20 protein-coding genes and 1 pseudogene are annotated in these 24066 nt (G+C 73.2%); 15 read left to right on the top strand and 6 right to left on the bottom strand.

Going from position 1 to position 24066, the window contains the following annotated elements; translation table 11 throughout:
* Positions 1–5: 5 nt before the first annotated feature.
* On the top strand, positions 6–1352 hold the full coding sequence (locus H1226_RS17355; protein WP_258341671.1) for an MFS transporter: 1347 nt from the start codon (positions 6–8) through the stop codon (positions 1350–1352).
* A gap of 100 nt (positions 1353–1452) precedes the next feature.
* Positions 1453–2406, top strand: a complete 954-nt coding sequence (locus H1226_RS17350; protein ID WP_258341670.1) for a glycoside hydrolase family 18 protein — start codon at positions 1453–1455, stop codon at positions 2404–2406.
* A gap of 40 nt (positions 2407–2446) precedes the next feature.
* Here the strand turns inward: H1226_RS17350 and H1226_RS17345 are convergent, their stop codons facing one another.
* Positions 2447–3244 carry a DeoR/GlpR family DNA-binding transcription regulator gene (locus H1226_RS17345; RefSeq protein ID WP_224962835.1) on the bottom strand — a complete coding sequence of 266 codons (798 nt, stop codon included), beginning with the start codon at positions 3242–3244 and terminating at the stop codon, positions 2447–2449.
* 327 nt (positions 3245–3571) lie between these two features.
* On the opposite strand from H1226_RS17345, the gene H1226_RS17340 reads away from it, so the two are divergent.
* Positions 3572–4849, top strand: a complete 1278-nt coding sequence (locus H1226_RS17340; protein WP_258341669.1) for an MFS transporter — start codon at positions 3572–3574, stop codon at positions 4847–4849.
* Between the two features lie 316 nt (positions 4850–5165).
* Here H1226_RS17340 and H1226_RS17335 read toward each other — a convergent pair whose 3' ends face one another.
* A complete protein-coding gene (locus H1226_RS17335) occupies positions 5166–5642 on the bottom strand; it encodes a hotdog fold domain-containing protein (protein ID WP_258341668.1) in 477 nt (158 codons plus the stop codon).
* A gap of 226 nt (positions 5643–5868) precedes the next feature.
* Between H1226_RS17335 and H1226_RS17330 the strand changes: the two genes are divergently transcribed.
* The 3 genes from H1226_RS17330 to H1226_RS17320 all read left to right on the top strand — a co-directional run bounded on the left by H1226_RS17330 (position 5869) and on the right by H1226_RS17320 (position 9414).
* The gene (locus H1226_RS17330; protein WP_258341667.1) at positions 5869–6864 is read left to right on the top strand and encodes a 2-hydroxyacid dehydrogenase; all 996 of its coding nucleotides are present in this window, start codon (positions 5869–5871) and stop codon (positions 6862–6864) included.
* A gap of 76 nt (positions 6865–6940) precedes the next feature.
* Positions 6941–7936, top strand: a complete 996-nt coding sequence (locus H1226_RS17325) for an iron-siderophore ABC transporter substrate-binding protein (protein ID WP_258341666.1) — start codon at positions 6941–6943, stop codon at positions 7934–7936.
* Positions 7937–8088: 152 nt separating this feature from the next.
* On the top strand, positions 8089–9414 hold the full coding sequence (locus tag H1226_RS17320) for an arsenic transporter (protein ID WP_258341665.1): 1326 nt from the start codon (positions 8089–8091) through the stop codon (positions 9412–9414).
* Positions 9415–9681: 267 nt separating this feature from the next.
* Here H1226_RS17320 and H1226_RS17315 read toward each other — a convergent pair whose 3' ends face one another.
* Both H1226_RS17315 and H1226_RS17310 read right to left on the bottom strand, forming a co-directional pair.
* Positions 9682–9888 (bottom strand): hypothetical protein, encoded by a 207-nt coding sequence (locus H1226_RS17315; protein WP_258341664.1) that lies wholly within the window; start codon positions 9886–9888, stop codon positions 9682–9684.
* 88 nt (positions 9889–9976) lie between these two features.
* Entirely contained in the window at positions 9977–12262 is a 2286-nt protein-coding gene (locus tag H1226_RS17310; protein ID WP_258341663.1) for a glycoside hydrolase family 3 C-terminal domain-containing protein, read from the bottom strand.
* Between the two features lie 174 nt (positions 12263–12436).
* Here H1226_RS17310 and H1226_RS17305 point away from each other — a divergent pair, with 174 nt between their 5' ends.
* Positions 12437–12931 carry a GtrA family protein gene (locus H1226_RS17305; protein WP_258341662.1) on the top strand — a complete coding sequence of 165 codons (495 nt, stop codon included), beginning with the start codon at positions 12437–12439 and terminating at the stop codon, positions 12929–12931.
* 36 nt (positions 12932–12967) lie between these two features.
* Here the strand turns inward: H1226_RS17305 and H1226_RS17300 are convergent, their stop codons facing one another.
* The gene (locus H1226_RS17300; RefSeq protein WP_258341661.1) at positions 12968–14056 is read right to left on the bottom strand and encodes a GDSL-type esterase/lipase family protein; all 1089 of its coding nucleotides are present in this window, start codon (positions 14054–14056) and stop codon (positions 12968–12970) included.
* A gap of 153 nt (positions 14057–14209) precedes the next feature.
* Here H1226_RS17300 and H1226_RS17295 point away from each other — a divergent pair, with 153 nt between their 5' ends.
* Positions 14210–14788: an FxsA family protein gene (locus H1226_RS17295; protein ID WP_258341660.1), complete on the top strand. Its 579-nt coding sequence runs from the start codon at positions 14210–14212 to the stop codon at positions 14786–14788.
* Between the two features lie 375 nt (positions 14789–15163).
* Positions 15164–16777, top strand: coding sequence for an amidohydrolase (locus H1226_RS17290; protein ID WP_224967620.1), 1614 nt, complete (start codon positions 15164–15166; stop codon positions 16775–16777).
* Between the two features lie 295 nt (positions 16778–17072).
* Here H1226_RS17290 and H1226_RS17285 read toward each other — a convergent pair whose 3' ends face one another.
* Positions 17073–17765, bottom strand: coding sequence for an IclR family transcriptional regulator (locus H1226_RS17285; RefSeq protein WP_258341659.1), 693 nt, complete (start codon positions 17763–17765; stop codon positions 17073–17075).
* A gap of 101 nt (positions 17766–17866) precedes the next feature.
* Between H1226_RS17285 and H1226_RS17280 the strand changes: the two genes are divergently transcribed.
* From H1226_RS17280 to H1226_RS17250, 6 genes and pseudogenes are all read left to right on the top strand, one after another.
* Positions 17867–18286, top strand: a complete 420-nt coding sequence (locus H1226_RS17280; RefSeq protein WP_224960285.1) for a nuclear transport factor 2 family protein — start codon at positions 17867–17869, stop codon at positions 18284–18286.
* Between the two features lie 34 nt (positions 18287–18320).
* Positions 18321–19147: pseudogene (locus H1226_RS17275) on the top strand (SDR family NAD(P)-dependent oxidoreductase).
* Positions 19140–19934, top strand: a complete 795-nt coding sequence (locus H1226_RS17265; RefSeq protein ID WP_258341656.1) for an SDR family NAD(P)-dependent oxidoreductase — start codon at positions 19140–19142, stop codon at positions 19932–19934. Before H1226_RS17275 ends, H1226_RS17265 begins: the two are co-directional and overlap by 8 nt.
* Complete coding sequence (locus tag H1226_RS17260) at positions 19931–21346, top strand: FAD-dependent oxidoreductase (RefSeq protein WP_309148738.1); 1416 nt, start codon at positions 19931–19933, stop codon at positions 21344–21346. The genes H1226_RS17265 and H1226_RS17260 overlap by 4 nt, the downstream gene beginning before the upstream one ends.
* Positions 21347–21373: 27 nt before the next feature.
* Complete coding sequence (locus tag H1226_RS17255; RefSeq protein ID WP_258341655.1) at positions 21374–22699, top strand: MFS transporter; 1326 nt, start codon at positions 21374–21376, stop codon at positions 22697–22699.
* A 132-nt stretch (positions 22700–22831) separates the two neighbouring features.
* A complete protein-coding gene (locus H1226_RS17250; RefSeq protein ID WP_258341654.1) occupies positions 22832–24031 on the top strand; it encodes a homogentisate 1,2-dioxygenase in 1200 nt (399 codons plus the stop codon).
* Positions 24032–24066 lie beyond the last annotated feature (35 nt).

The raw sequence follows: 24066 nt of genomic DNA, 5'->3' as shown, positions 1-24066 counted from the left end.
GACGCATGGACAGCACCGCAGCACCCGAGAGCGCTCCCGCGCAGCCGCAACCCGACCAGCGCTCGGTGCGCCGCGCGGCCTGGGCCGGCCTGATCGGCACCGCCCTGGAGCAGTACGACTTCGTCATCTACGGCACCGCGTCCGCGCTGGTGTTCAGCGAGCTGTTCTTCCCCGGGATCTCCCCGGCCGCCGGGTTGCTGGCCAGCTTCAGCACCTACGCCGTCGGGTTCGCCGCCCGCCCGCTCGGCGGCCTGATCTTCTCCCGGCTCGGCGACCGGCTGGGCCGCAAGTGGGTGCTGGTGGCGACGCTGCTGCTGATGGGCGGGTCGACGCTGGCCATCGGGCTGCTGCCCACCTTCGACCAGGTGGGGCTACTCGCGCCGGTGCTGCTGCTGCTGTGCCGCTGCTTGCAGGGGCTCGGCGCGGGAGCCGAGCAGGCCGGGGGAGCGACGCTGCTCACCGAGACCGCCGCGCCCGGGCGCCGCGGGCGGCTCGCCGCGCTGGTGATGACCGGTGCGGCGCTGGGCACCGCCGTCGGCGCGGTCGCGTGGGTGCTGGCGCAGCTGCTGCCGCCGGACCAGCTGATGAGCTGGGGCTGGCGCCTCGTGTTCGCCAGCAGCCTGTTCGTCACCGTCGCCGCCCTGGTGCTGCGGCGCAGGCTCGCCGAGAGCCCCGTGTTCCAGGAGCTGCGCGAGCAGGAGGCCGAACCGCGCCGCCCCGTCGCCGAGGTGTTCCGGCGCGGCAGGCGCCCGCTGCTGCTGGTGTTCCTGATGAACCTCGGCGTGAGCACCCAGTCCTACACCTACCAGGTGTTCATGGCCTCCTACCTGGTGTCCTCGGTCGGGGTGGACGCGGACCTGGTGCCGAAGGTGCTGCTGGTCGGCGCCCTGTGCGGCGGGGTCGCCGCGTTCGCCTTCGGCCGCCTGTCCGACCGGTTCGGCCGCAGGCCCGTGTCCGGGCTGATCTTCGCCGCCCTGGTGCTGCTGCCCGGGCCGAGCTTCATCGCGCTGAACACCGGCTCCACCGCGGCGGTCGTGGTGGTGGTCGTGCTCGGCTTCGTGCTGGCCTGCCACGGCCTGGTCGGGGTGCAGATGAGCTACTTCCCCGAGCTGTTCGGCACCCGCTACCGGTACGCGGGCGTCACGCTGGGCCGCGAGTTCTCCTCGATGCTGGGCGGCGGGATCGCGCCGCTGGTGTGCACCGCGCTGGTCGCCGCGTTCGCCGGTTCCTGGATCCCGGTGGCGGTGTACATGTCGGTGGCGGCGCTGGTCAGCGGGTTCGCCACCTGGCTGGCGCCGGAGACGCGGGACCGCGACCTCACCACCGATCGGGACGCGACCGGCGAACGGTAAACGGGAGCGCGTTGCTCCGTTCGTGGCGTTGACCGACCGGGTCGCGCGGGGTCGAATGGTCCCGCCAGGTGCGCGGGCGAGGGAAACGAGGAATGTGCGGATGAGTCTCCAGTTCCCGGCGCCCCACCGCGTCGGCGTCCGGCGCGCGGTGCTGGTCGCGGCCACCGCGGTCGTGCTGGCCGTGGTGCTCGCGCTCGTCGTGGAGGTGCGGCCGCGGGCCGACGCCGCCGGCGGCGAGCACGCCGCGATGTACTACCAGACCCAGTACGACGGCGACCGCTACGTCTCGCCGCGCGAGCTCATCGAGCACGACGTGCCCGTCACCGACCTGATCGTCGGGGCGATCCACCTGAACTCGCCGACCGAGGTGCACCTCAACGACGACCCGCCGGACGACCCCAAGTTCGATCCGATGTGGACGGACCTGGCGGCGGTGCAGGACGAGGGCGTGCGGGTGCTCGGCATGGTCGGCGGCGCCGGGCACGGCAGCTTCCAGCGGCTGGACGCCGAGTTCGACACCTACTACCCGCTGCTGCGGGACCTGGTCGCCGAGCGCCGGCTGGACGGGATCGACCTCAACGTCGAGGAGGAGATGTCCCTGGCGGGCATCGAGCGGGTCATCACCGCGCTGCGCGCCGACTTCGGGCCCGATTTCGTGATCTCGATGGGGCCGGTGGCCAGCGCGCTGTCCGGCGGCGGCAACCTGTCCGGCTTCGACTACGACCGGCTCTACCGGGACGTCGGCGACGAGATCGCCTTCTTCAACGCCCAGTTCTACAACGGTTGGGGCGATGCTTCGTCCACATCGGACTTCGACGCAATCGTCGAGCGCGGGGTGATCCCCGCCGACCGGATCGCGGTGACGGCGTTGACGAACGGGGGCAACGGCGGTTCCGGTTACGTGGACGCGGCGACGCTGCGGGACGTGCTCGCGGAGCTGCGCGCGAAGTACCCGGAGTTCGGCGGCATCACCGGCTGGGAGTACTTCAACGCCGCTCCGGCCGACGGCACCGACCGCTGGCGGTGGCTGGCGGAACTCGCCCCCGGGGCCTGACCGCACCGCGCCCGGCGAACGGGCCGGGCACCCGCGGTGCTCAGCCGTCCTCCCAGGTCTGGGCGACGGCGTGGACCTGCACGCCGAGGGCCTGCGCCAGCGCGGTCTCGCCGGGCGGCGCCGCGTCGTCGGTGATCAGCGTGTCGTAGCCGCTGAGGTCCCCGTACGCGTAGGTGGCGGACCGGCCGAACTTGCTGTTGTCCACGGCCAGCACGGCCCGGTCGGCGGCGGAGACGAAGGCGGCCTTGTTGTCGGCGTACTCCCGCACCGGGTGCGAGAGCCTGCCTTCGTGCACGCAGGTCGCGGTGAGGAACGCGACGTCGATGTGGAACCGGTCGAGCTGGCGCAGCACCTCCAGGCCCGCGCACGACTCGAACTCCGGGTAGAACCGGTCGCCGAGCAGCGTGACCTGCGCGGTCGAGTCGGCCAGCAGGTACGCGACCCGCAGCGAGTTCGTGATCACGTGGTTGTGCTCGCTCTGGCCGAGCAGCCGGGCGAGCGGGAACAGCGTGCTGCCGCAGTCGAGCAGCACGGTGCTGCCGGGGGAGACGTGGTTGCGCAGCTCGTCGCCGATGGCCGTCTTGGCCTCGCGGTGCATGTTCTCCCGGAACTGCAGCGAACTCTCGATGTCCACGGTGGACAGCGCCATGGCGACCGCGCGCCGCTTGTGCAGCAGCTTGCGCTCGTGCAGGTCGTCGAGGTCGCGGTGCATCGTCATCAGGCTGACGCCGAGCCGGGCCGCGAGGTCGTCGATGCGCACCTCCCCGCCCTTGCTGACGTGGCGCAGCACCGCTTGGCGGCGCTGCTCGACTTCCGCCTTGGACTTCCGGATGGACATCGCTCTCCCCTCGGTCTCCTAGTTATCCCACATCCCACCAGGCCCGTGACCCCCTAGTTATCTCATATTTTGCGTGAAGATCTTGAAAAGATCTGAGATATCTAGCATCTTGTTCTCACACACCCGGCTGTCCGCCGCGACCACCGCGACCGGCCGGACGTGCCGCAGTCACCACCGCGAGGCGGTGACCAGGAAAAACATTCGGATCGCCGAGCTCAGGCGCGGGGATCCGGCTCCACCTACCCGGGCACCGAAGCCCGCCAGGAGGTCAGCACCGTGGTATCAACCGGCCACGAACCGCCCGCGTCCGCGTCGTCCGGCGGCGGTATGACGTTCTTCGATCGCATCGGCATCCCGCGAGTCCTGCTCTGGGGCTACGTCGGCATGTTGCTGTTCATGATCGGCGACGGGGTGGAGACCAGTTATCTCTCCACCTACTTCAAGGTCGACCTGGGCTTCGCCGAGTCCAGCGTCGGTGTCGTCTTCACCGTCTACGGCCTCGCCGCGGCCGTCGGCGCCTTCCTCGCCGGTGGCCTGTCCGACCGGTGGGGCCCGCGCAAGGTCATGATGGTGGGCGCCGCGCTGTGGGCGATCTGCCACGTGCTGATGCTCACCATCGGCATCCCCACCAGCAACTACGTGCTGATCCTGCTGACCTACGGCGTCCGCGGCCTCGGTTACCCGCTGTTCGCCTACGGCTTCCTCGTCTGGATCATGGTCGGGGCGCCGGAGAAGCAGATCAGCAAGGCGCTCGGCTGGTACTGGTTCTCCTTCACCATGGGCTACCCGGTCCTCGGTTCCGCCCTGGTCGCCGGGCTCAAGCCGGCGCTCGGCTTCTACCCGACCCTGTGGGTCTCGCTGGCGCTGATCGCCGCCGGTTCGTTCATCGTGTTCACGATGCTCAAGGAGCGCTCCGGGTTCGAGCCGCTGGCCGCCGACGGCTCCAGCATGGTCAAGACCCTGGTCGGCTGCGTGACGATCATGTTCGAGCGGCCGAAGGTCGGCCTCGGCGCCCTCACCCGGCTGATCAACACGACCTCGCAGTTCGGCGTGTGGGTGTTCACCCCGCTGTACCTGATCGAGCAGGTCGGGTTCAACTCCGAAGAGTGGTCCACGCTGCTCATGATCATGATGGGCTCGAACCTGGCCGGCGTGGTCGCCTTCGGTGCCCTCGGCGACCGGTGGAGCAGGCACAAGACCATCGTCTGGTTCGGCGGTGTGCTCGGCGCGGTGTCCTGCCTCGGCCTGTACTACGTGCCGAACGCCGTCGGGCACAGCTACATCCCGGTCGCGATCGTGGTGGCCGTCTTCGGCGTCGGCCTCGCCGGTTACGTGCCGCTGCCCCCGCTGATGACCCAGCACGCCCCCGGCCGCAAGGGCCAGGTCATGTCGACCTACACCCTCGGCGCCGGCGCCAGCCAGGCCGTCGGCCCGGCCATCGGCACCGCGTTCATCGGCATCATCGGCATCCAGGGCGTCATGTGGATCTACGCCGTGCTGCACCTGTCCAGCAGCGTGCTCGCCCTGATCATCCGCACCCCCAACGAGGAGGCGCAGCGCGAGGCCGCGGCGCTGCCCGAGGACAACACCGTCGTCGCGCACTGACCTCCGCACGCCCGCCCGCCGCTGACGCGGTGGCGGAGACCTCGGCGGCTTCCCGGCCGCGGGACCCTTCCCGATCAGGGCGCCACCTGATCGTCGAAGCCCCGCCCGGGGAGCCGCCGAGTTTGCTCCTGTTGCTTGGGGACGGGATGGCGGAACTCAGCGCCCTCCTCGCTGCGGGATCGTTCTCACCGGTGGCTCCGCCGCAGGAGAGAACGCCGTCCTCGCGAGGAGGGCGCTGAGAACGCGCGGCGGTGCCGGTCGCTCTGGTGGTCGCTGCGCATCGGCTTCGCCGCTGGCAGGCCGAGAGGCGGGGTGGTCAGGGGGTGGGCTTCTTCTTCGGGGAGACCCGCAGGGTGATGTCCGCGGTGACGACCGGGGTACCCGCCGTGTCGAGGATGCGCACCGGCACCACCCACTCGGCCGGTTCCTCGCCGGCCTCCGGCAGCGGGTCCAGCTCGGCGATGCCGTGCACGTCGGTCGCGGCCTTCGCCACGTAGCGCACCTGCATCCCGACCGGGATCCAGCGGTGCGTGGCGGGCACGCTCGCCTCGGCGAGCACCCCGGCGGCGATCTCGGCGACGTTGCACGCGGCGATCGCGTGGAAGGTGCCGAGGTGGTTGTGCACCGCGCGGCGCTTCTTCGCCCGCACCTCGCACCGGCCCGGTTCGAGCCGGACGACGTGCGGGCGGACCGTGCGGAAGTACGGGGCGCGCAGGCAGACGCCCCAGGAGAACAGCCTGGTCCCGAGCGGGCGGGGCGAGAGCCTGCGCCACAGCTCCAGCGTCGAGGGCATCGGCGATCTCCTCCGGGGCTCGTTGCATTACTCGCCGGTAACCTATGTGCCGGTGCGTCCTCCGGTCAACCGGGTGCACCGTCCACAGCGGACCAGCCGGGGGCCGAGCGGCACGTGATCCTCGCCCGGTTCCGGCCGGAAGACCTCGCTGGACTGCGAAGATGGGCCGCGCCGCCCGATCAGCGGCACCGCCCCTCCGCGGTGGCGGTGCCAGTGAGGAGACCGCATGACCGCCCCCGGCCTGAACGTCGTCATCGCCGACACGAACCTGTTGCCGCTGCGCGCCGAGATCGAAGCCGGGCTCCCCGCCGGCGCCACCGCGCACTGGCCCGACCGGCAGGACGACGCGGCGATGCGCGCCGCGCTGGCCGACGCCGACGTCTACGTCTCCGGCGACCTCCCCGCCGAGCTCGCCGCGCACGGCACCCGGCTGAAGCTCGTGCACGCCGCGGGCGCGGGCACCGACGGCATCGCCACCGGCGCGCTGCCCGCCGGGACGGTCGTCGCGAACACCTTCCACCACGAGAAGTCCATCGCCGAGCACGTCGTCGCCGCCACCACCGTCGTCCGCCGCGAACTGCGCGTGCAGGACGCGGCGCTGCGCGAAGGCCGCTGGGCCACCCCGGTCTACGACCAGCGGGCGCCGTGGCTCGACTCGCTCACCGGCGCCACCGTCGGCTTCGTCGGCTTCGGCCACATCGGACAGCTCACCTGGCGGCGGTTCCAGGCATTCGAAGCCGCGGGCGTCGCCGTCACCCGCCGCGGCGAGGTGGACGCCGCCGCCGAAGGGCTGGAGTGGGCCGCCACCATCGACCGGCTGGACGCGCTGCTGGAGGCCGCCGACGTCGTGGTGCTCTCCGTCCCGCTGACCGCGGAGACCACCGGGCTGATCGGCGCCGCCGAACTCGCCCGGATGCGCGAGCACGCGGTGCTCGTCAACGTCGGCCGCGGACCCGTCGTCGAGGAGCGGGCGCTGTACGAGGCGCTGCGCGACGGCGCGATCGGCGGCGCGGCCATCGACGTCTGGTACGACTACCCGGCGCCCGGCGAGGTGAAGCACCCGAGCTCGCTGCCCTTCCACGAACTCGGCAACGTGCTGATGACCCCGCACTCCTCCGGGCTCACCCGGCAGACCTTCGCCGGGCGTGCGCAGGACGTCGTCGCCAACATCGGGCGGCTGGCCGCCGGGGAACCGCTGCGCAACGTGGTGACCACCGCCTGACGTGTGACCGCCTTCATCTACGGCGGTGCTGATCAGGAAGTTAGGGTAGGCGAAGTTAAGTCCAGAGGAGTTGCTCATGCCTGCCCGTCCCCGCGGTGCCGCCCTGGTCACCGCCCTGCTCAGCGCGCTCCTGATCGTCGCGGGCTGCTCGGCCGCACCGCCCGCGCCCGGCGGGACCGACGGCGACGACGGGTGGGACCCGGTCACCGTGTCCACCGCCTTCGGCGAGGTCACCATCCCGAAGCGGCCGCAGCGGGTCGTCACCCTCGGCTGGGGCGACGCCGAGGTCGCGCTCGCGCTCGGCGTGCAGCCCATCGGCACCGCGGACTGGCTCGGCGTCGGCGGCGACGGACTGGGGGAGTGGGTGCAGCAGCGCTACGAACCCGCGCCGCCGCCGATGCTCGGCACCCTCGAAGTGAACATGGAACGGCTCGCCGGACTCGCCCCCGACCTGATCCTGGACACCAGGGCCAGCGGCACGCGGGACCGCTACGACCAGCTCGCCGGGCTCGGCGTGCCCGTGGTCAGCATCCCCGAAGGTGCCGAGCAGTACACCACCTCCTGGCAGCAGCAGCTCGACCTGATCGGCACTGCGCTCGGCGAGCAGCAGGAGGCGCAGCGGCTGCGCGCCGACCTGGACGCGAAGTTCGCGCGGGCCAGGCAGGAACACCCCGAGTTCGCCGACGCCACCAACGTCGTCGGTGCGCGCACCGTCCGCGGCTTCGGCGCCTACCGGGCGGGCACCAGCCGGATCGACTTCATGCGGGCCCTCGGCTTCCGCAACTCGCCGCGGGTGGAGGAACTGGCGACCAGCGCGTTCTCGGTGCCGATCTCGAACGAGCGGCTGGACCTGCTCGACGCGGACCTGACCGTGATGACCACCATCGGCTACGACCCGCAGGACCTCATCGACGATCCGCTGTACCGGTCGGTGCCGTCGGTGCGGGACGGGCGGGACCTGGTGTTCACCGACGAGGTGGTGTCGCAGTCCTTCGCCAGCGCCACCGTCGTCGGCACCTCCTACGCCCTCGATCGCGTGGTGCCGCTGTTCGCGGCGGCCATGCAGCGCTGACCGGCCGGTCCCGGGTGGTCCCGGGCGAGCTGGTGTACTGCTCCGGGCGCCGCGGGTAGGCGTGCGGCGGCGGCCGCACGGCCCTCCCCGGTGGAACGGAACGGAACGGATCGGGTCGGCGCGCAGCGCGGCCGCGCGGGAGTGTCGAACTGATGATGACGGTGGTCGCCGGGCTGATCTTCGTGCTCACCCTGGCGCTGGTGGTCCGGCGCCCCGGCGGGCTCGGCATCGGGTGGAGCGCCCTGCTCGGCGCGGCGGCGGCGCTGCTGACCGGCGTCGTCGCGCTCTCCGACGTGCCCACCGTGGTCGGGCTGGTGTGGAACGCGACGCTCGCGTTCGTCGCCATCGTGCTCGTCTCGCTGCTGCTCGACGGGTCGGGCTTCTTCGAGTGGGCCGCGCTGCACGTGGCGCGCTGGGGCGGTGGGCGCGGGCGCCGGCTGTTCGTGCTCGTGGTGCTGCTCGGCGCGGCGATCTCGGCGGTGTTCGCCAACGACGGCGCCGCGCTCATCCTCACGCCCATCGTGCTGCAGATCGTGCTGGCGCTGCGGTTCAGCCCGGCCGCCGCCCTCGGGTTCGCGCTCGCCACCGGATTCGTCGCCGACACCGGCAGCCTGCCGCTGGTGGTGTCGAACCTCGTCAACATCGTGTCCGCGGACTTCTTCGGCATCGGGTTCGCCCGCTACGCGGTGGTGATGGTGCCGGTCGGGCTGGTGTCCGTCGCCGCGAGCCTCGCGGTGCTGCTGTGGTACTTCCGCCGCGACATCCCGCGCGAGTACGAGCTGGACGAGCTCGCCGAACCCGCCACCGCGATCCGCGACCGGCTCACCTTCCGCGCCGGGTGGGTCGTGCTGGTGCTGCTGCTGATCGGCTACTTCACGGCCGAACCGCTGGGGATCCCGCTGTCCGCGGTGATCGGCGCGGGCGCGGTGGTGCTGCTGTCCGTCGCGGCGCGGTGGCCCGGCCTCCTCTACCGCGGAGCGGGGGAGCGGCGGATCCCCGTCGGCGCGGTGGTGCGCGAGGCGCCGTGGCAGATCGTGCTGTTCAGCATCGGGATGTACCTGGTCGTCTACGGGCTGCGCAACCAGGGGCTCACCCGGGAGCTCGCCGCGCTGTTCGGCTGGTTCGGCGCGCACGGGGCGCTCACCGCCGCCGTCGGCACCGGGGTCGTCGTCGCCGTGCTCGCCTCGATCATGAACAACCTGCCGACCGTGCTCATCGCGGCGCTGGCCATCGCGGGCGCGGGTGCGACCGGGCTCGCGCACGAGGCCATGGTGTACGCCAACGTGATCGGCTCCGACCTGGGGCCGAAGATCACGCCGATCGGGAGCCTCGCCACGCTGCTGTGGCTGCACGTGCTCGACCGCCGGGGGCTGCACGTCGGGTGGGGGCGCTACTTCCGCACCGGCATCGTGCTGACCATCCCCGTGCTGCTGACCACCTTGCTGGCGCTGGCGGCGTGGCTGCGGATCGTCGGGTGAACTTCAGGCGCTTCGGGATCGGGTGGCGGAACCGCACTGCCTGCCCTGAACCCGCCCGGCGGGTCGTCTCCGCGTCCTGTCAGCGGCGAAGCCGCTGAGCCGACGACCACGCACGCAGACCGACCACCCGCGGGTTCTCAGCGGTTCCCTCGCGAGGACGGCTCTTTCCCTCGTGGCGGAGCCACTCGGGAAAAAGATCCCGCAGCGAGGGGACCGCTGAGGTTCCGCCACCCCAGTGCTATGCAGATCGAGAGGTAAGACGGCAGGTCAGGCGGAGTCGCCGGGGAGGAGTCGGTTCTCCACCGGGCGGTCGCCGTCCGCGGTCGTCCAGCGGCGCCGGTAGTTCGCCACGGCGTTGCCCAACCGGTCGCGGGCCGCCCGCGTCACCGCGTCGTCCGCCCCGATGCCCACGTGCGCGCAGACCGCGATCGATGGGGCTTCCAGCCGGGGGCGCGCGTTCTTCACCGTCTCCACACCCCCAGTGTGCCGGGCGCCCCGGAACCGGCTCGATGCGGGGCGCGGCGCCCCGGTGCCCGGCCCGGCCGGGCACCGGGTGGCAGGGCTACCGCTGGGCGGTGTTCGCGGTCTCCGCCCACCGCTCCAGCTGCTCCACCGTCAGCGGGACGCCGGGGAAGCGGGTGATCCGGTCCGCGGGGAACGGGCGCAGCATCATCGCGTGCTGCGGGTCCGCGGCCAGCTCCGCCATCGGGCTCGCCGCCAGCGCCTCCCGCAGCAGCTCGCCCGCCACCGGGTGGTCCAGCCAGGCGCCCAGCTCGGACCGCGGCGTCAGCGGGTCGGTCACCGGCTCCCCGGCCAGCCGGATCGTCGAGGTCAGCCGGACGTCCCGCGAGGACGCCGCGGCGCGCAGCTCGAACTCGCCGCCCTCCACCACCCAGCGGCCCAGCGGGGTGTGCCAGAAGGCGAACGCGCGGCGGTCCAGCTCCAGCACCACCCGGGTCTCCGCGCCGGGTTCCAGCGCGACCTTGGCGAACGCCTTGAGCTCCTGCTCCGGCCGGGACACCGAGCAGCGCGGGTCGGCCACGTAGAGCTGCACGACCTCCTGCCCGGCGCGCGCACCGGTGTTGGTGACGGTGAGCGAGACCACCACCCGCGGGTCCGGTCCGTCCTCGACCACCTCGACCGACAGGTCCGACTGCTCGAAGGTCGTGTAGGACAGGCCCGCGCCGAACTCGTGGCTCACCGGCAGCTCGTGCGCGTCGTACCAGCGGTAGCCGATCAGCAGCCCCTCGCCGTAGCGCACCGACCCGTGCTCGCCGGGGAAGGCGCCGGTCGCCGGGCCGTGCGCCAGCCGCACCGGGATCGTCTCCGCCAGCCGTCCCGACGGGTTCGCGGCCCCGGTGAGCAGCGCGGCCAGCGCCCGGCCGCCGGCCTGCCCGGGCAGCCAGCCGTGCAGCACCGCCTGCGCGTGCCGCTCCCATTCGGCGACCGTGACCACCGAGCCGCCGGCCAGCACCACCACGACGCGCTCGTTCACCGCCGCCACCTCCCGCAGCAGCCGCAGCTGCGGTTCGGGCAGCGACAGGTGCTCGCGGTCGTAGCCCTCGGACTCGGCCGACGGCGGCAGGCCCAGGAACAGCACCGCCACCTCGGCCACCGCGGCCCGCTCCACCGCCTCGGCGATCAGCTCGGGATCCGCGGCCTCGGCTTCCACCTCGTAGCCGGGCGCGAACTCCAGCGCGGCGAACCCGGCCGCGCGCAGCGCGCCGAGGGCGTCGTCCAGCTGCGTCGGCACCACCTGCGAGCTGCCCGCGCCCTGGTAGCGCGGGGTGCGGGCGAACTCGCCCAGCACCGCCACCCGGGTCCGCGGCGGATCCAGCGGCAGGACGTCGTCCTCGTTCTTGAGCAGCACCGCGCTCTCCACCGCGGCGCGCTCCGCCAGCGCTCGGTGCTCGGCCGCGTCGAAGCCGTCCGCGGCGGGCGGCTCGGTGGTGGCCCGCCGCACCAGGCGCAGCACCCGCTCGGCGGCCGCGTCCACGTCCCGCTCGTCGAGCTCCCCGGCCCGCAGCGCCGCCAGGACCACCGCGCTCCCGGCGCCACCGGACGACGGCATCTCCAGGTCGAGCCCGGCGCGCAGGCTCGCGGCCCGATCACCGACCGCGCCCCAGTCCGACACGACGAGGCCGTCGAAGCCCCACTCCTCGCGCAGCAGCTCGGTCAGCAGCCACCGGTTCTCCGCCGCGTGCACCCCGTTGATCCGGTTGTAGGAGCACATCACCGTCCACGGCCGCGCCTCCCGCACCACGTGCTCGAACGCGGGCAGGTAGATCTCGCGCAGGGTCCGCTCGTCCACCTCGGCGGAGACGGTGAGCCGGTCGGTCTCCTGGTTGTTCACCGCGAAGTGCTTCACCGAGGTGCCCACCCCGCGGGACTGCACGCCCCGCACCAGCGCCGCCGCCAGCCGCCCGGCCAGCAGCGGGTCCTCGGCGAAGTACTCGAAGTTCCGGCCGCACAACGGGCTGCGCTTCATGTTCACGCCCGGGCCCAGCAGCACCGCCACGTCCTCCGCGCGGCACTCGGCGCCCAGCGCCGCCCCGATCTCGTGCAGCAGCTCCTCGTTCCAGGTGGCGGCGAGTCCGGCGGCGGTGGGGAAGCAGGTCGCGGGCACGCTGTCGGCCAACCCGAGGTGATCGCCCCCGGTGCGCTGCTTGCGCAGCCCGTGCGGGCCGTCGGTGAGCATGATCGACGGAACGTCCGCGTCGGAGATCGCTTCGGTGCGCCAGAAGTCGGTGCCGTCCAGCAGCGCCACCTTCTGCTCCAGCGTCAGCGAGCGCAGCAGCCCCGCGACGTCGCCGGCTCCGCCCACTCCGGTCTCCGGTGTTGCGGCCATCACGACTCCCCTCGACGGTTCCGGTACTGCCGAGATCGTCCCACCGGGTGCGCGGGTCCGAGCGCCCCGTCCGCCGGTTCCCAGCTGATTCCCAGGTTCCTCAACGCGGGCGGACGCACTGCTCACCTAGCGTCGACAGCGAATCGATGCGGGCGACCGAGCCGGAGGTGAGCGGTGCGCGGTGATCGACGACCGTCGTGGGCGGAGCGGACCAGCCGGGCGCTCGCGGCGCTGCGCGGCGGCACGACCGGGCGGGCCGTGCTGTTCACCGCGGTCGGGGGTGCGACGACGGCGGTGAACGCGCTGCTCTACCTGCTGCTGCGCGGCACCTTCGCCACCGGGCCCGCGAACGTGCTGGCGCTGCTGGTGACCACGATCGGCTCCAGCGCGCTGCACCGGCGGTTCGTGTTCACCGGGCTGCCGGAGCGGCGGCTGCGGATGCACCTGCAGACGGCGGCGACGTTCCTGTTCTACTGCGTCTCCAGCAGCGCGGCGCTGGCCCTGCTGCGGCTCGTCGACGCGGATGCGGGCAGCGTGGCCGAAGCGGTCGCCGTGGCGGTGATGAGCGTCGCGGGCGGCATCACCCGGTTCACCGCGCTCCGCCTCTGGGTCTTCCACCGCGACCGGCGCCGGCCGGCCGGGGAACGCCCGATCCCGGCGGCGGCCTGAGCGGTCCGGCGCACGCGGGCGGTCGCGTTCCCGGGATCAGGGCTGCGGGGCGGGCACGGCGTGCAGTTCGCCCGTCTCGTCGGCCGCGCAGGCGGCCCGCTCCTCGGTGCCCGCCAGGAACTCGCTCAGGCAGCCGGCGAGGGCCCGGTGCCCGGCCGCGTTGGCGTGGAACGACTCCTGCATCGCGTGCGGCGCCCGGTAGTCGTCCTGCAGGCTGCCCCAGTCCACGGTGAGCCGGGTGAACCACTCCTGCTCACCGTCCCGCGGCGAGGGCACCTGCCCGGCCGGGGTGTCCTCGGCGGTGTCCGCGGTGCAGGCCTCCCGGCCGATCCCGGCGCGGGACAGGTCCAGGAACCGCGCCCCCACCTCGTCGGCGGCCGCGCGCAGCCCCTCGGACAGCTGCGGGACCCCGGTGTCGCGGATCCATTCCAGGTCACCGGGCTGGAACGGGCAGCCGGAGAGGTTGTTCAGCCGCGGGTCCACGTCGGGACCCACCGGCGACGCGTAGGACTGCACCACCAGCGAGTAGGCGGCGGGCGTGTACCCGGAGCGCTCCATCGCGGCCCGCACCTCGCGCAGCGCGGACGCGACCTTCGGCCGCATCGCCGCGACCCGCTGCGGCCACAGGTCCCGCATCTGCTCGGCGCAGCCGCCGGGCACCCGGGTCGCCCACGCCTCCACGCACCGGTTCACCACGTCGGTGAAGGCGGGGTCGTCGTTCGCGCCGACCTGCACCACGACGTCGGTGATCCGGAACCGCTGGGTCAGCTCGGCCAGCCGCGCGGCCTGGGAACCCTCGGCGTCGCCGTCCGCCCCGATGGCCGCGGCCTGCGCGCCGGAGCACGCCAGGTTGATGCGCGTCACGTCCGGCGGCAGCCGCAGCTGGTGCACCGGGGCCGCCGGGGAGCGGTGGCACCAGTTGCCGCCCTCGCCGTTGGTGCCCGCCTCGTAGTGACCGCCGCCCTCGCCGGACAGCGTGCTGTCGCCGAGCGTGACCACCGCGGCGGGCAGCCGTTCGGGCTGCTGCGGCAGGCTCGGCAGGTACTGATCACTGACCAGGACCGCGAGCGCCAGGACGCCGCAGATCGCCAGCAGTGCGAGGAATCTCGACATGTGCGCCCGCATCGCCGATCAGTCTATGAGCACCCGCGCGCGACCACGGCCGGTACCGGGCGGTGGTGAGCGCAACACCACGTGGAAACCGGTCCGGGCGCGCGGGAGAAAATCGGGCATCCCGTGCGTTGGACGGGGTGAGGCGGATTTGTCCCGGAGGTCGTTTTGCCCATTCTCCTGCTGCTCCTGGCCATCGGCGTCGTGGAGATCAGCGTGCTGGTGCTGGTCGGCAGCGCCATCGGCGTGCTGCCCACGATCGGACTGCTGTTCGGGGGCGCGTTCCTCGGCAGCTGGCTGCTGCGCAGGGAAGGGCGCCGCTCCCTCCAGGCGTTCAACGAGGCCGCGATGCAGCGCAAGCCACCGGAGCGGGAGGTCGCGGACGGGGTGCTGGTCGTGGCGGGCGGCCTGCTGATCGCGCTGCCCGGGTTCGTCAGCGACGTCGTGGGACTGGTGCTGCTGCTGCCGCCGACGCGGGCGCTGGTGCGCCGCTGGCTGGCTCGACGTGCCGAACGCCACGCCGAGCAGGTGCAGCAGCGGTTCTGGGCCCATGCGGGTGGCGTCGGGTTCCCCGCGGGCTTCCCGAAAGCGGGTTCCCCCGGTGCCGGGCGCGGTGCGGGGAGAATTGACGGGGACGTCATCGACGGTGAAGTGGTGTCGGTCAGTGAGGACGACGTCCCCCGCCAGCACCCGCCGCTGGGAACGTCGTCGCAGGCAGAGCGCCCGGACGGCGGCTCGCCGCGGTGAACCGCCCGGCGTGGCGCCGCTCGTGCGAGCACTGCGGGTAAGCTTCGGCGAACGATCGTGGCCGGAGCCGGGAGCGGCACTCCCGACTCCGGCCACGGTGGCGCATGGCGAGGTTCACCTCGGCGCGGACCTCGATCCACCGGGGTCGCGGTGCTCCGCGTAAGGTGATCCACCCGGCTCCGGACGGAGCGGGCGGACACGGGGACCGGGCGGCCGAGCCACCCGACGCGGTCCGCCGCCGACCGAGCAGGTCGGTGCGACCCGGAGCGGAGGGGCTCGCGCCGACGCGCGGGGGCCGGGCGGAACAGCTCGTCACGCCTTGCGCCGCCAGCAAGCCGAAGCCGGGGGGAATCCCCAGGACAGGGAACACAGGACATGTCCGAGACCACGTTGCTGCTCGGCGGCCGGATCCATTCGCCCGCCGATGCCGACGCCACCGCGATGGCCGTCATCGATGGCACCATCGCCTGGGTCGGTTCCGACAGGGTCGGCCGTGCACTGCATCCCGAGGCGGAGGTCGTCGAGCTCGGCGGGGCGTTCGTCGCCCCCGCGTTCGTCGACGCGCACGTGCACGCCACCTCGTCCGGTCTGCTGATCAACGGCCTGGACCTGACCGGCTGCGCTTCGCTGACCGAATTCCTGCACGCGCTGCGCGACCACGTCGAGGAACATCCGGGCGCGCTGGTCTGGGGCCACGGCTGGGACGAGACCTGGTGGCCGGAGCGCCGCCCGCCGTCCCGCGCGGAGATCGACAACGCCTGCGGCGGCGCGCCCGTCTACCTGTCCCGGATCGACGTGCACTCGGCGCTGGTCTCCAGCGCGCTGATCGAGCGCGCCCCGCTGGCCAAGGACACCGAGGGCTGGAGCCCGGACGGGCCGCTGACCCGCGTCTCGCACCACCACGCGCGCAGCGCCGCCCGCGAATCGCTGGGCCTGGCGCAGCGCCGGGAGGCGCAGCTGGCGTTCCTGCGGCACGCGGCCTCCTGCGGGGTGGCGGCCGTGCACGAGTGCGCGGGCCCGGACATCTCCGGCGCGGACGACCTGCGGGACCTGCTGGAGCTGTCGGCTCGCGGGGACGTGCCGGAGGTCGTCGGCTACTGGGGCGAGCTGGGTGCCCTGGAGACCGCGCGGGAGCTCGGCGTGCGCGGGCTGGGCGGCGACCTGTTCGTCGACGGCGCGGTCGGTTCGCGCACCGCGGCGCTCGGCGCGCCCTACGCCGACGATCCGACGACCTCTGGCGTGCTGTACCTGGACGCCGAGGCCGTCGCCGAGCACCTCGTCGACTGCACCCGGCAGGGCCTGCAGGCCGGGTTCCACGTGATAGGGGACGCCGGGGTCGCCGAGGCCTGCGAAGGCTTCCGCCGCGCGGCGAAGGTGCTCGGCGTACCCGCGCTGGCGAGCATGCGGCACCGGCTGGAGCACCTGGAGATGGTGACCGCCGAGCAGGCCGCGGAACTCGGCGCCTTCGGCGTGGTCGCCTCGGTCCAGCCGCAGTTCGACGCCGCCTGGGGCGGGCCGTCGGACATGTACGCGAGGCGGCTCGGGGTGCCGCGCGGGACGCGGCTGAACCCGTTCTCGGCGTTGGCGGCGAACGGCATCGTGCTCGCCTTCGGTTCGGACGCGCCGGTGACGCCGGTGGACCCGTGGGCGGCGGTGCGGGCCGCGGTGCACCACCGCACGGACGGGTTCGGCATCTCGCCGCGCGCCGCGTTCACCGCGCACACCCGCGGCGGCTGGCGGGCCGCCGGGGTGGACGACGGGGTGACGGGGGCGCTGGTGCCGGGTGCTCCGGCGACCTACGCGGTGTGGGAGACGGGCGATCTCGTCGTCACCGCACCGGATTCGCGGGTGCAGCGCTGGTCGACGGATCCGCGCGCGGGCGTGCCGCCGCTGCCGGACCTGAGCCCGGGCGCGCCGCTGCCGCGCTGCCAGCGCACCGTGCTGCGCGGCAGGACCCTCTACGTCCGGGACCCGGACGAGGAGGACTGAGCTCCACCGGCTCCGGCCGCGGACGGAGCCCGGTCGAGGGACTCTGCGCGGTGGCGGAGCGGACGCACGTCGGCGCCGGGGTGGTGCCCGTCCGGTCGAGGACCGGGTGGACCGCCCCGGCGTTCGTGCGTCCGGGGTGTGGTGCGGACCCCGGGCGGGCTCATCCGATCGGCGCCGGCCGGTTCCGGTTCCCGCGGCGGTGGAATAGAGCAGACCTGCCGTGCGAGTGCTGATCCGGCGGATCGAGCGCCCCGTTCACGGGTTCCCCGTGGGCGGGGCGTTCTGGCGTCCGGGGTCAGCGCAGCAGGGTGCCGAGCCGGTGCGCCGCGTCCAGGACGATGCCGCCGAGCTCCTGCACGTCGTCCACCTCGAACAGCGACAGCCCGAGGCTGACCGGCCGCTCGGTGCCCGGCACGAGCGCCGAGATCCCGGTGACCGAGGGCGCGATCTCCCCGTGCGACACGGCGAATCCGCGTTCGCGGGTCTCCCGCACCGCGTCCCGCTCGCCCGCGCGCGGCGGCGCGGCGGCCAGCAGCGCGAGGCCCGCCGAGCCGCGGTCGATCGGATCGACCTGACCGGGCCGGAACGACACGTGCATCCGCGCGCGCCGCGGCTCGACGATCATCAGCATCCGCACCTGGTGCTCGTCCTCCTGCACCACGAGGTGCGCGGTGGCCCGGGTGCGTTCGGTGAGTTCGTCGAGCACGGGCCGGGCCAGCGTCCGCAGGTCCTGCTCGACGGGTTCGCTCAGCTGCACCAGCCCGGTCCCGAGCGAGATGCGCTTGACGTCGTCGCGGCGGCACAGCCGGTGCGCTTCGAGGGTGCGCACCAGGCGGTGCGCGACGGTGCGGTGCACGCCGACGCGTTCGGCGAGTTCGCCGAGGGTGAGCCCGCGCGGCTCCTCGGCGAGGACTTCCAGGATCCGCAGCCCGTTGTGCAGCGTCTTCGACATCCCGGAGTCGAGCTCGACCGCACCGGTCTCGGACATGGCGTTCCTCCTGCGCAGTGTTGACGCGGTGCGTGAGCCCGCTTACAGTACCAATTAATCGCACGCTGTGTGCGATAATAGCACATCGATCGGGAGGGTTCGTGCAGCCGATCGGCGCCGACGTGCTCGCGCACGTCCACCAGCTCTACGGCGCGCAGAGCAGGCACATCGACGAGGGTCGCGCCGCCGGGTGGGCCGCGACGTTCACCGCCGACGGCGAGTTCCGCTCGCCCAGCTACCCGGAACCCGCCATCGGCACCACCGCCCTCGTCGAGTTCGCCGAGCGCTTCGCCGCCGCCGACCGCGACGCGGGCGCCCGCACCCGGCACGTGATCACCAACCTGGTCGCCGAACCGGCCGGGCCCGGCGCGCTCACCGTGCACGGCTACCTGCAGATCGTGCGCACCGCCGCGGGCGAATCCCGGCTGCTGCGGATGACCACGTTCACCGACGAACTCGTCGCCGACGGCGGGACGTGGCGGGTCCGCCGCCGCGAGGTGCGCCGCGACGACGCGCGCTGAACCCCGCAAGCCCAGCCAGGCGAGGAGAGAACGCATGTCCACTTCGGACGGAACCGGCCCCGGCGGTGCGCTGCACCGGCCGATCGGCGCGCACTACCCGGACCTGCCCGGCAAGGTCGCGGTGATCACCGGCGCCGCCCGCGGCATGGGCGCGGTCTTCGCGCGCGGCCTCGCCGCCCGCGGGGTGCACGTCGTCGGCGGCGACCTCGACGGCGAGCGGATGTCCACCACCGCGGACGAGATCAACGACGCGTTGAAGTCCACAGTGGACGAACCGGGGCGCGTCGTCGGCACCGCGGTGGACGTGACGTCGGCCGAACAGCACGACCGCCTCGCCGCCACCGCCCTCGCCGAGTTCGGCAGGCTCGACCACTGGGTCAACAACGCCGGGATCTTCCCGTTCGCCCCCGCCGCGGAGATCAGCCCGGACCAGCTCGGCGGCGTGCTGCGCGTCAACGTCGAAGGCGTGCTCTACGGCGCGCAGGCCGCGGCCCGGCACCTCGGGCCCGGCGGCGCGATCGTGAACATGTCCTCGGTGTCGGCGACCCGGGTCCGGCGCGGGCGCGGCGCCTACTGCACGTCGAAGGCCGCGGTGGCGCACCTGACCGAATCGCTCGCCGTCGAGTTCGGCGACCAGGGCATCCGGGTCAACGCCATCGCCCCGGCTACATCGACACCGACATGACCCGCTGGGTCAAGGAGGACCCGGTGGCGCTGCGCCACGCCGTGGACACCGTGCCGCTGCACCGGATCGGCTCGCCGGAGGAGGTGTTCGGCGCGCTGCTGTTCCTGCTCTCCGACAGCGCCCGCTACATCACCGGGCACAGCATCGCCGTGGACGGCGGGTCCCGGCATGTCTGAGGCCGTCGAGCGCGTCCGCTACCCCGGGGTCGTGCTCATCACCGGTGCCGCCGGGGGCATGGGCGCTGCGCACGCGCGGGCGCTGGGCCGCCGGGGCGTGCACGTGTGCCTCGCCGACGTGGCCGACCCGGGCGAGGTCATCGCCGAGATCACCGCCGCGGGCGGCTCGGCCTCCGCGCACGAGCTGGACGTCACCGACCCGGCCGCCTGGGCGCGCGTCGTCACCGAGATCCGCGACGGCCGCGGCGAGCTCGGCGGGCTGGTGAACAACGCCGGCATCTCGCGGCGGCTGCGCTTCACCGAGACCACCGCCGAGGTGTGGGAGCAGGTGCTGCGGGTCAACCTGCACGGCCCGTTCCACGGGATGCAGGCCGTCGCCGGGCTGATGCGCGACTCCGGCGGCGGATCGATCGTGAACATCTCCTCGATCTCCGGGCAGATCGGCTACTTCTCCCCGTCGTACTCGGCGAGCAAGTGGGGCCTGACCGGGCTGTCGAAGTCGGCGGCCGGGGACTTCGCCCGCTGGGGCGTCCGGGTCAACTCGGTGCACCCGGGGCTGGTCGGCACCGCGCTGCTGGACGGCGCCGACGCGTTCGTGGCCGCCGCGGTCGCCAGCATCCCCGCCGGGCGCACCGGCACCCCCGAGGAGATCACCGAAGCGGTGCTGTTCCTGCTCTCGGACCGCTCCGCGTACCTGACCGGCAGCGAGGTGACGGTGGACGGCGGGCTGGTGTCCAACGGCCTGTACCACCGCATCCTCGCCGACACCGGGGGAGACCTGCGATGACCGAGCACTACGACGTGATCGTCGTCGGCGGGGGCGGTGCCGGGCTGGCCGCGGCCGTGTCGGCGGCCGAACGCGGCGCCGCGGTGCTGCTGTTCGAATCGGAACGCGAGCTCGGCGGCTCCACGCAGCTGTCCGCGGGCATGTTCACCGCCGCCGGGACGTCCGTGCAGCGCGGGCTCGGCGTCGAGGACTCGCCGGAGGCGTTCTTCCAGCACTACATGGACCTCAACCAGTGGCTGCTGCGGCCCGGCCTGGTCCGCGGGTTCTGCGACCGGGCCGGGGCCGCGCTGGAATGGCTGATCGGGCTCGGCGTGGAGGTCCCCGCCGCGATCTCCGGCGACGCGCACACCCCCGGGCTGTGCCGGGCGGGCGTGGAGGACGTGTGGCGCGGGCACGTGCCGAAGGACCAGGGCTACGGCCTGGTGCGGGTGCTGGACAAGGCCCGCCGCGCGCACCGGGTGGAGGCGGTGCTCGGCACCCGGGTGCAGCGGTTGCGCACCACCGGCGACCGGGTGTCCGGTGTCGTCGCCGACGACGTCGAGGTCAGCGCCGACGCGGTCGTGATCGCCAGCGGCGGCCTGGCCCGCGACCCGGAGCTGCTGGCCCGGCACTACCCGGCCGCCGCCCGCGCCGGCGCGGACCTGTTCGTCGTCGCCGCCGACGGCAGCCGCGGCGACCACCTGCGGTTCGGCGCGCAGGTCGGCGCCGCGCTCGCCGGGGACGGCTGGGGGCTGATGCTGCCCACCGCCTACTTCCAGCGGCTGCACCACTGGCAGTCGGGCTTCCCGCCGAAGTCCCGCATCCACGTCAACGCCCGCGGCCGCCGATTCATGGACGAGGACGCCTCCTACGCGGTGTCCACCGGCATCATCGACGCCCAGCCCGGGCCGGTGTGGGCGGTGTTCGACGAGCGGGCCCGCCGCGCGCTGCCGCCCGGCTACGCGCACTGGGACGCGGCGGCGGTGCTGCGCGAGGCCGAAGCCGGCCGCACCGCGCGGGCCGCGACGCTGCCGGAGCTCGCCGAGCTGATCGGGGTGCCCGCCGCGGCGCTCACCGCCGAAGTGGCCCGCTGGAACGACCAGCTGCCGCACGGCACCGACGCCGACTTCGGCCGGAACGAGACCTTGCGCGCCAAGGGATCCACCGCCGCACCGGACCCGATCGGCGAGGGCCCGTTCTACGCGGTGCGCACCCTGCCCGCCGAACTGGTCTGCACCCACGCCGGGCTGGAGATCGACGCCACCGCCGCCGTGCTCGACGAGCGCGGCGGCCGGGTGCCGGGCCTGTTCGCCGCCGGGGAGGCGGGGGCCGGGGTGCTCGGCGCCCGCTACGTCGGCGGCGGCAACGCCGTCGCCAACGCCATCACCATGGGCCGCGCCGCCGGGCTGTCCGCCGCGCGCCGCGCCGCCTGACTCTGCTCAACGTCGAGGAGAAACGCCATGTCCGACGCCGCCGACGGCGAACTCGGCAGGAGGACGGTCCGGAAGGTCTCGTCCCGCATCCTGCCGATCGTGGGCCTGCTGTACGTGTTCAACTACATGGACCGGGCCAACATCAGCTACGCGCAGCTCGGCATGCAGCACGAGCTCGCCATCACCACCGCGACCTTCGGCGTCGCCGCGTCGATCTTCTTCCTGGTGTACGTGCTGTTCGAGATCCCCAGCAACATGATCATGAAGCGGGTCGGTGCGCGGCTCTGGCTGGCGCGCATCGCCATCACCTGGGGCCTGGTCACCGTGCTCACCGGGTTCGTGCAGAACGTGCCGCAGCTCTACGGCGCCCGCATCCTGCTCGGCATCGCCGAAGCCGGGCTCTTCCCGGGGCTGCTGCTGTACATGACCATGTGGTTCCGCACCGGGGAACGCGGGCGCGCCATCGCCGCGCTCGCCTTGGCGCAGCCGATCGCGATGGTGCTCGGCAGCCTCACCGGCGGGTTCATCCTGGACCACGTGCAGTGGTTCGGGCTCAGCGGCTGGCGCTGGGTGTTCATCCTGCAGGGCGCCCCTGCGCTGCTGCTCGGCGCGCTCACCCTGCTGTACCTGCCGAACCTGCCCAGCCAGGCCCGATTCCTCACCAAGGCCGAATCCGCCTGGCTGGAACGCGAGATCAGCGCCGAGTACCGGTCCGAGGAACCCGAGACGTTCCTGGGCCAGCTGCGGATCCTCAAGGACCGCAAGGTGCTGTACCTGGCGGTGGCGAACCTGTTCGCGGCCTGCGGGCTCTACGGCTTCACCTTCTTCCTGCCGCAGATCATCAGCCAGCTCGACCCGTCCTACTCGGCCACCAACATCGGGGTGCTCGGGGCGGTGCCGTTCCTGGTCGGCGCGGTCGGGATGCTGCTGGTGGCCCGCAACTCCGACCGCACCGGGGAGCGGCGCGGGCACGTGGTGGCGCTGATGCTGCTGGCCGCGGCCGGGCTGGCGGGCACCATCTGGTTCCGGCAGGACCCGGTGCCCGCGCTGGTGTGCCTGTCGATGGTGGCCGTCGGGGTGCTCGGCTACATGGCGCCGTACTGGGCGATGGCCGCGCGCGTGCTGTCCCGCGAGCACACCGCGGTGGGGCTCGCCGCGATCAACTCGATCGCCGCGCTCGGCGGGTTCCTCGGGCCGTACGTCATCGGGATCAACGCCGGCGAGGGGAACGTGTCGCTAGGGCTCTACTTCCCGATCGGCTGCCTCGTGGTGTGCGCGGCGATGCTGCTGGCGGTGCGCGTGCCCCGGGACGAGGCAGCCAGGACGGTGGTACCGGCGGGAGCGGCGGAGTGAGCCGCTCGCGCTTTCGGCGGTGGTGCGGCGCGGGTCTGATCGGTGCAATGACCTCGCCCCGGTCCGCCACCGCGGACGGGATGGCAGCACGCGGCGGTGCCCGACCGGCACCGCGGACAGGAGGCGAGAACGATGGCGCACTACCGGCGACTCGGTGACGTCCCGCCGAAGCGGCACACCCAGCACCGCGACGAGCAGGGCGCGCTGCACTTCGAGGAGCTGATGGGCGAGGAGGGCTTCTCCGCGGACTCCTCGCTGCTCTACCACCGGAACCTGCCCTCGGCGATCGTCGATTCGCAGGTGTGGGAGCTCCCGGACCAGACGACCACCCCGAACCACCCGCTCACCCCGCGGCACCTGAAGCTGCACGACCTGTTCACCGCGGAGGCCGCGGCCGCCGCCGACGTGGTCACCGGGCGCAGGCTGGTGCTCGGCAACGCCGACGTGCGGATCTCCTACGTGGTCGCCGAGCGGGAATCACCGTTGTACCGCAACGGGATCGGCGACGAGATCGTCTACGTCGAATCGGGTTCGGCGACCGTCGAGACGGTGTTCGGGGCGCTGGAGGCGACCTCCGGCGACTACGTGCTGATCCCGCGCGCCACCACGCACCGCTGGGTGCCGCACGGCGACGAGCCGCTGCGCGCCTACGCGATCGAGGGCGGCGGGCACATCGCCCCGCCGAAGCGCTACCTGTCCCGGTTCGGGCAGCTGCTGGAGCACGCTCCCTACTGCGAACGGGACCTGCACGGGCCCGCCGAACCGCTGCTGCGCGAGGGCACCGACGTGGAGGTGCTGCTCAAGCACCGCGGGTCCACCGGCATCGTCGGCACCCGGCTCGTGTACCCGCAGCACCCGTTCGACGTGGTCGGCTGGGACGGCTGCCTGTACCCGCTCACCTTCAGCGTGCACGACTTCGAACCGATCACCGGGCGGGTGCACCAGCCGCCGCCGGTGCACCAGGCTTTCGAGGGCGAGAACTTCGTGATCTGCAACTTCGTCCCGCGCAAGGTGGACTACCACCCGCTGTCCATCCCGGTGCCGTACTACCACTCCAACGTCGACAGCGACGAGATCATGTTCTACTGCGGCGGGAACTACGAGGCGCGCAAGGGATCCGGCATCGGGCAGGGCTCGGTGTCGGTGCACCCCGGCGGGCATTCGCACGGACCCCAGCCCGGTGCCTACGAGCGCAGCATCGGCGTGGAGTTCTTCGACGAGCTCGCCGTCATGGTCGACACCTTCCGGCCGCTGGAACTCGGCGAAGGCGGGCTGGCCTGCGACGACGGGCAGTACGCCTGGACCTGGGCGGGACGGGGGCCGCGGTCGTGACGCCGCCGCTGGTCGCCGGGCTGCTCGACGACGCG

The organism is Saccharopolyspora gregorii (genome assembly GCF_024734405.1).
GTDB classification, from domain to species: domain Bacteria; phylum Actinomycetota; class Actinomycetes; order Mycobacteriales; family Pseudonocardiaceae; genus Saccharopolyspora_C; species Saccharopolyspora_C gregorii.
The sequence above is the reverse complement of the archived record's forward strand: the minus strand, read 5'-3'. Positions and strand labels throughout refer to the sequence as shown.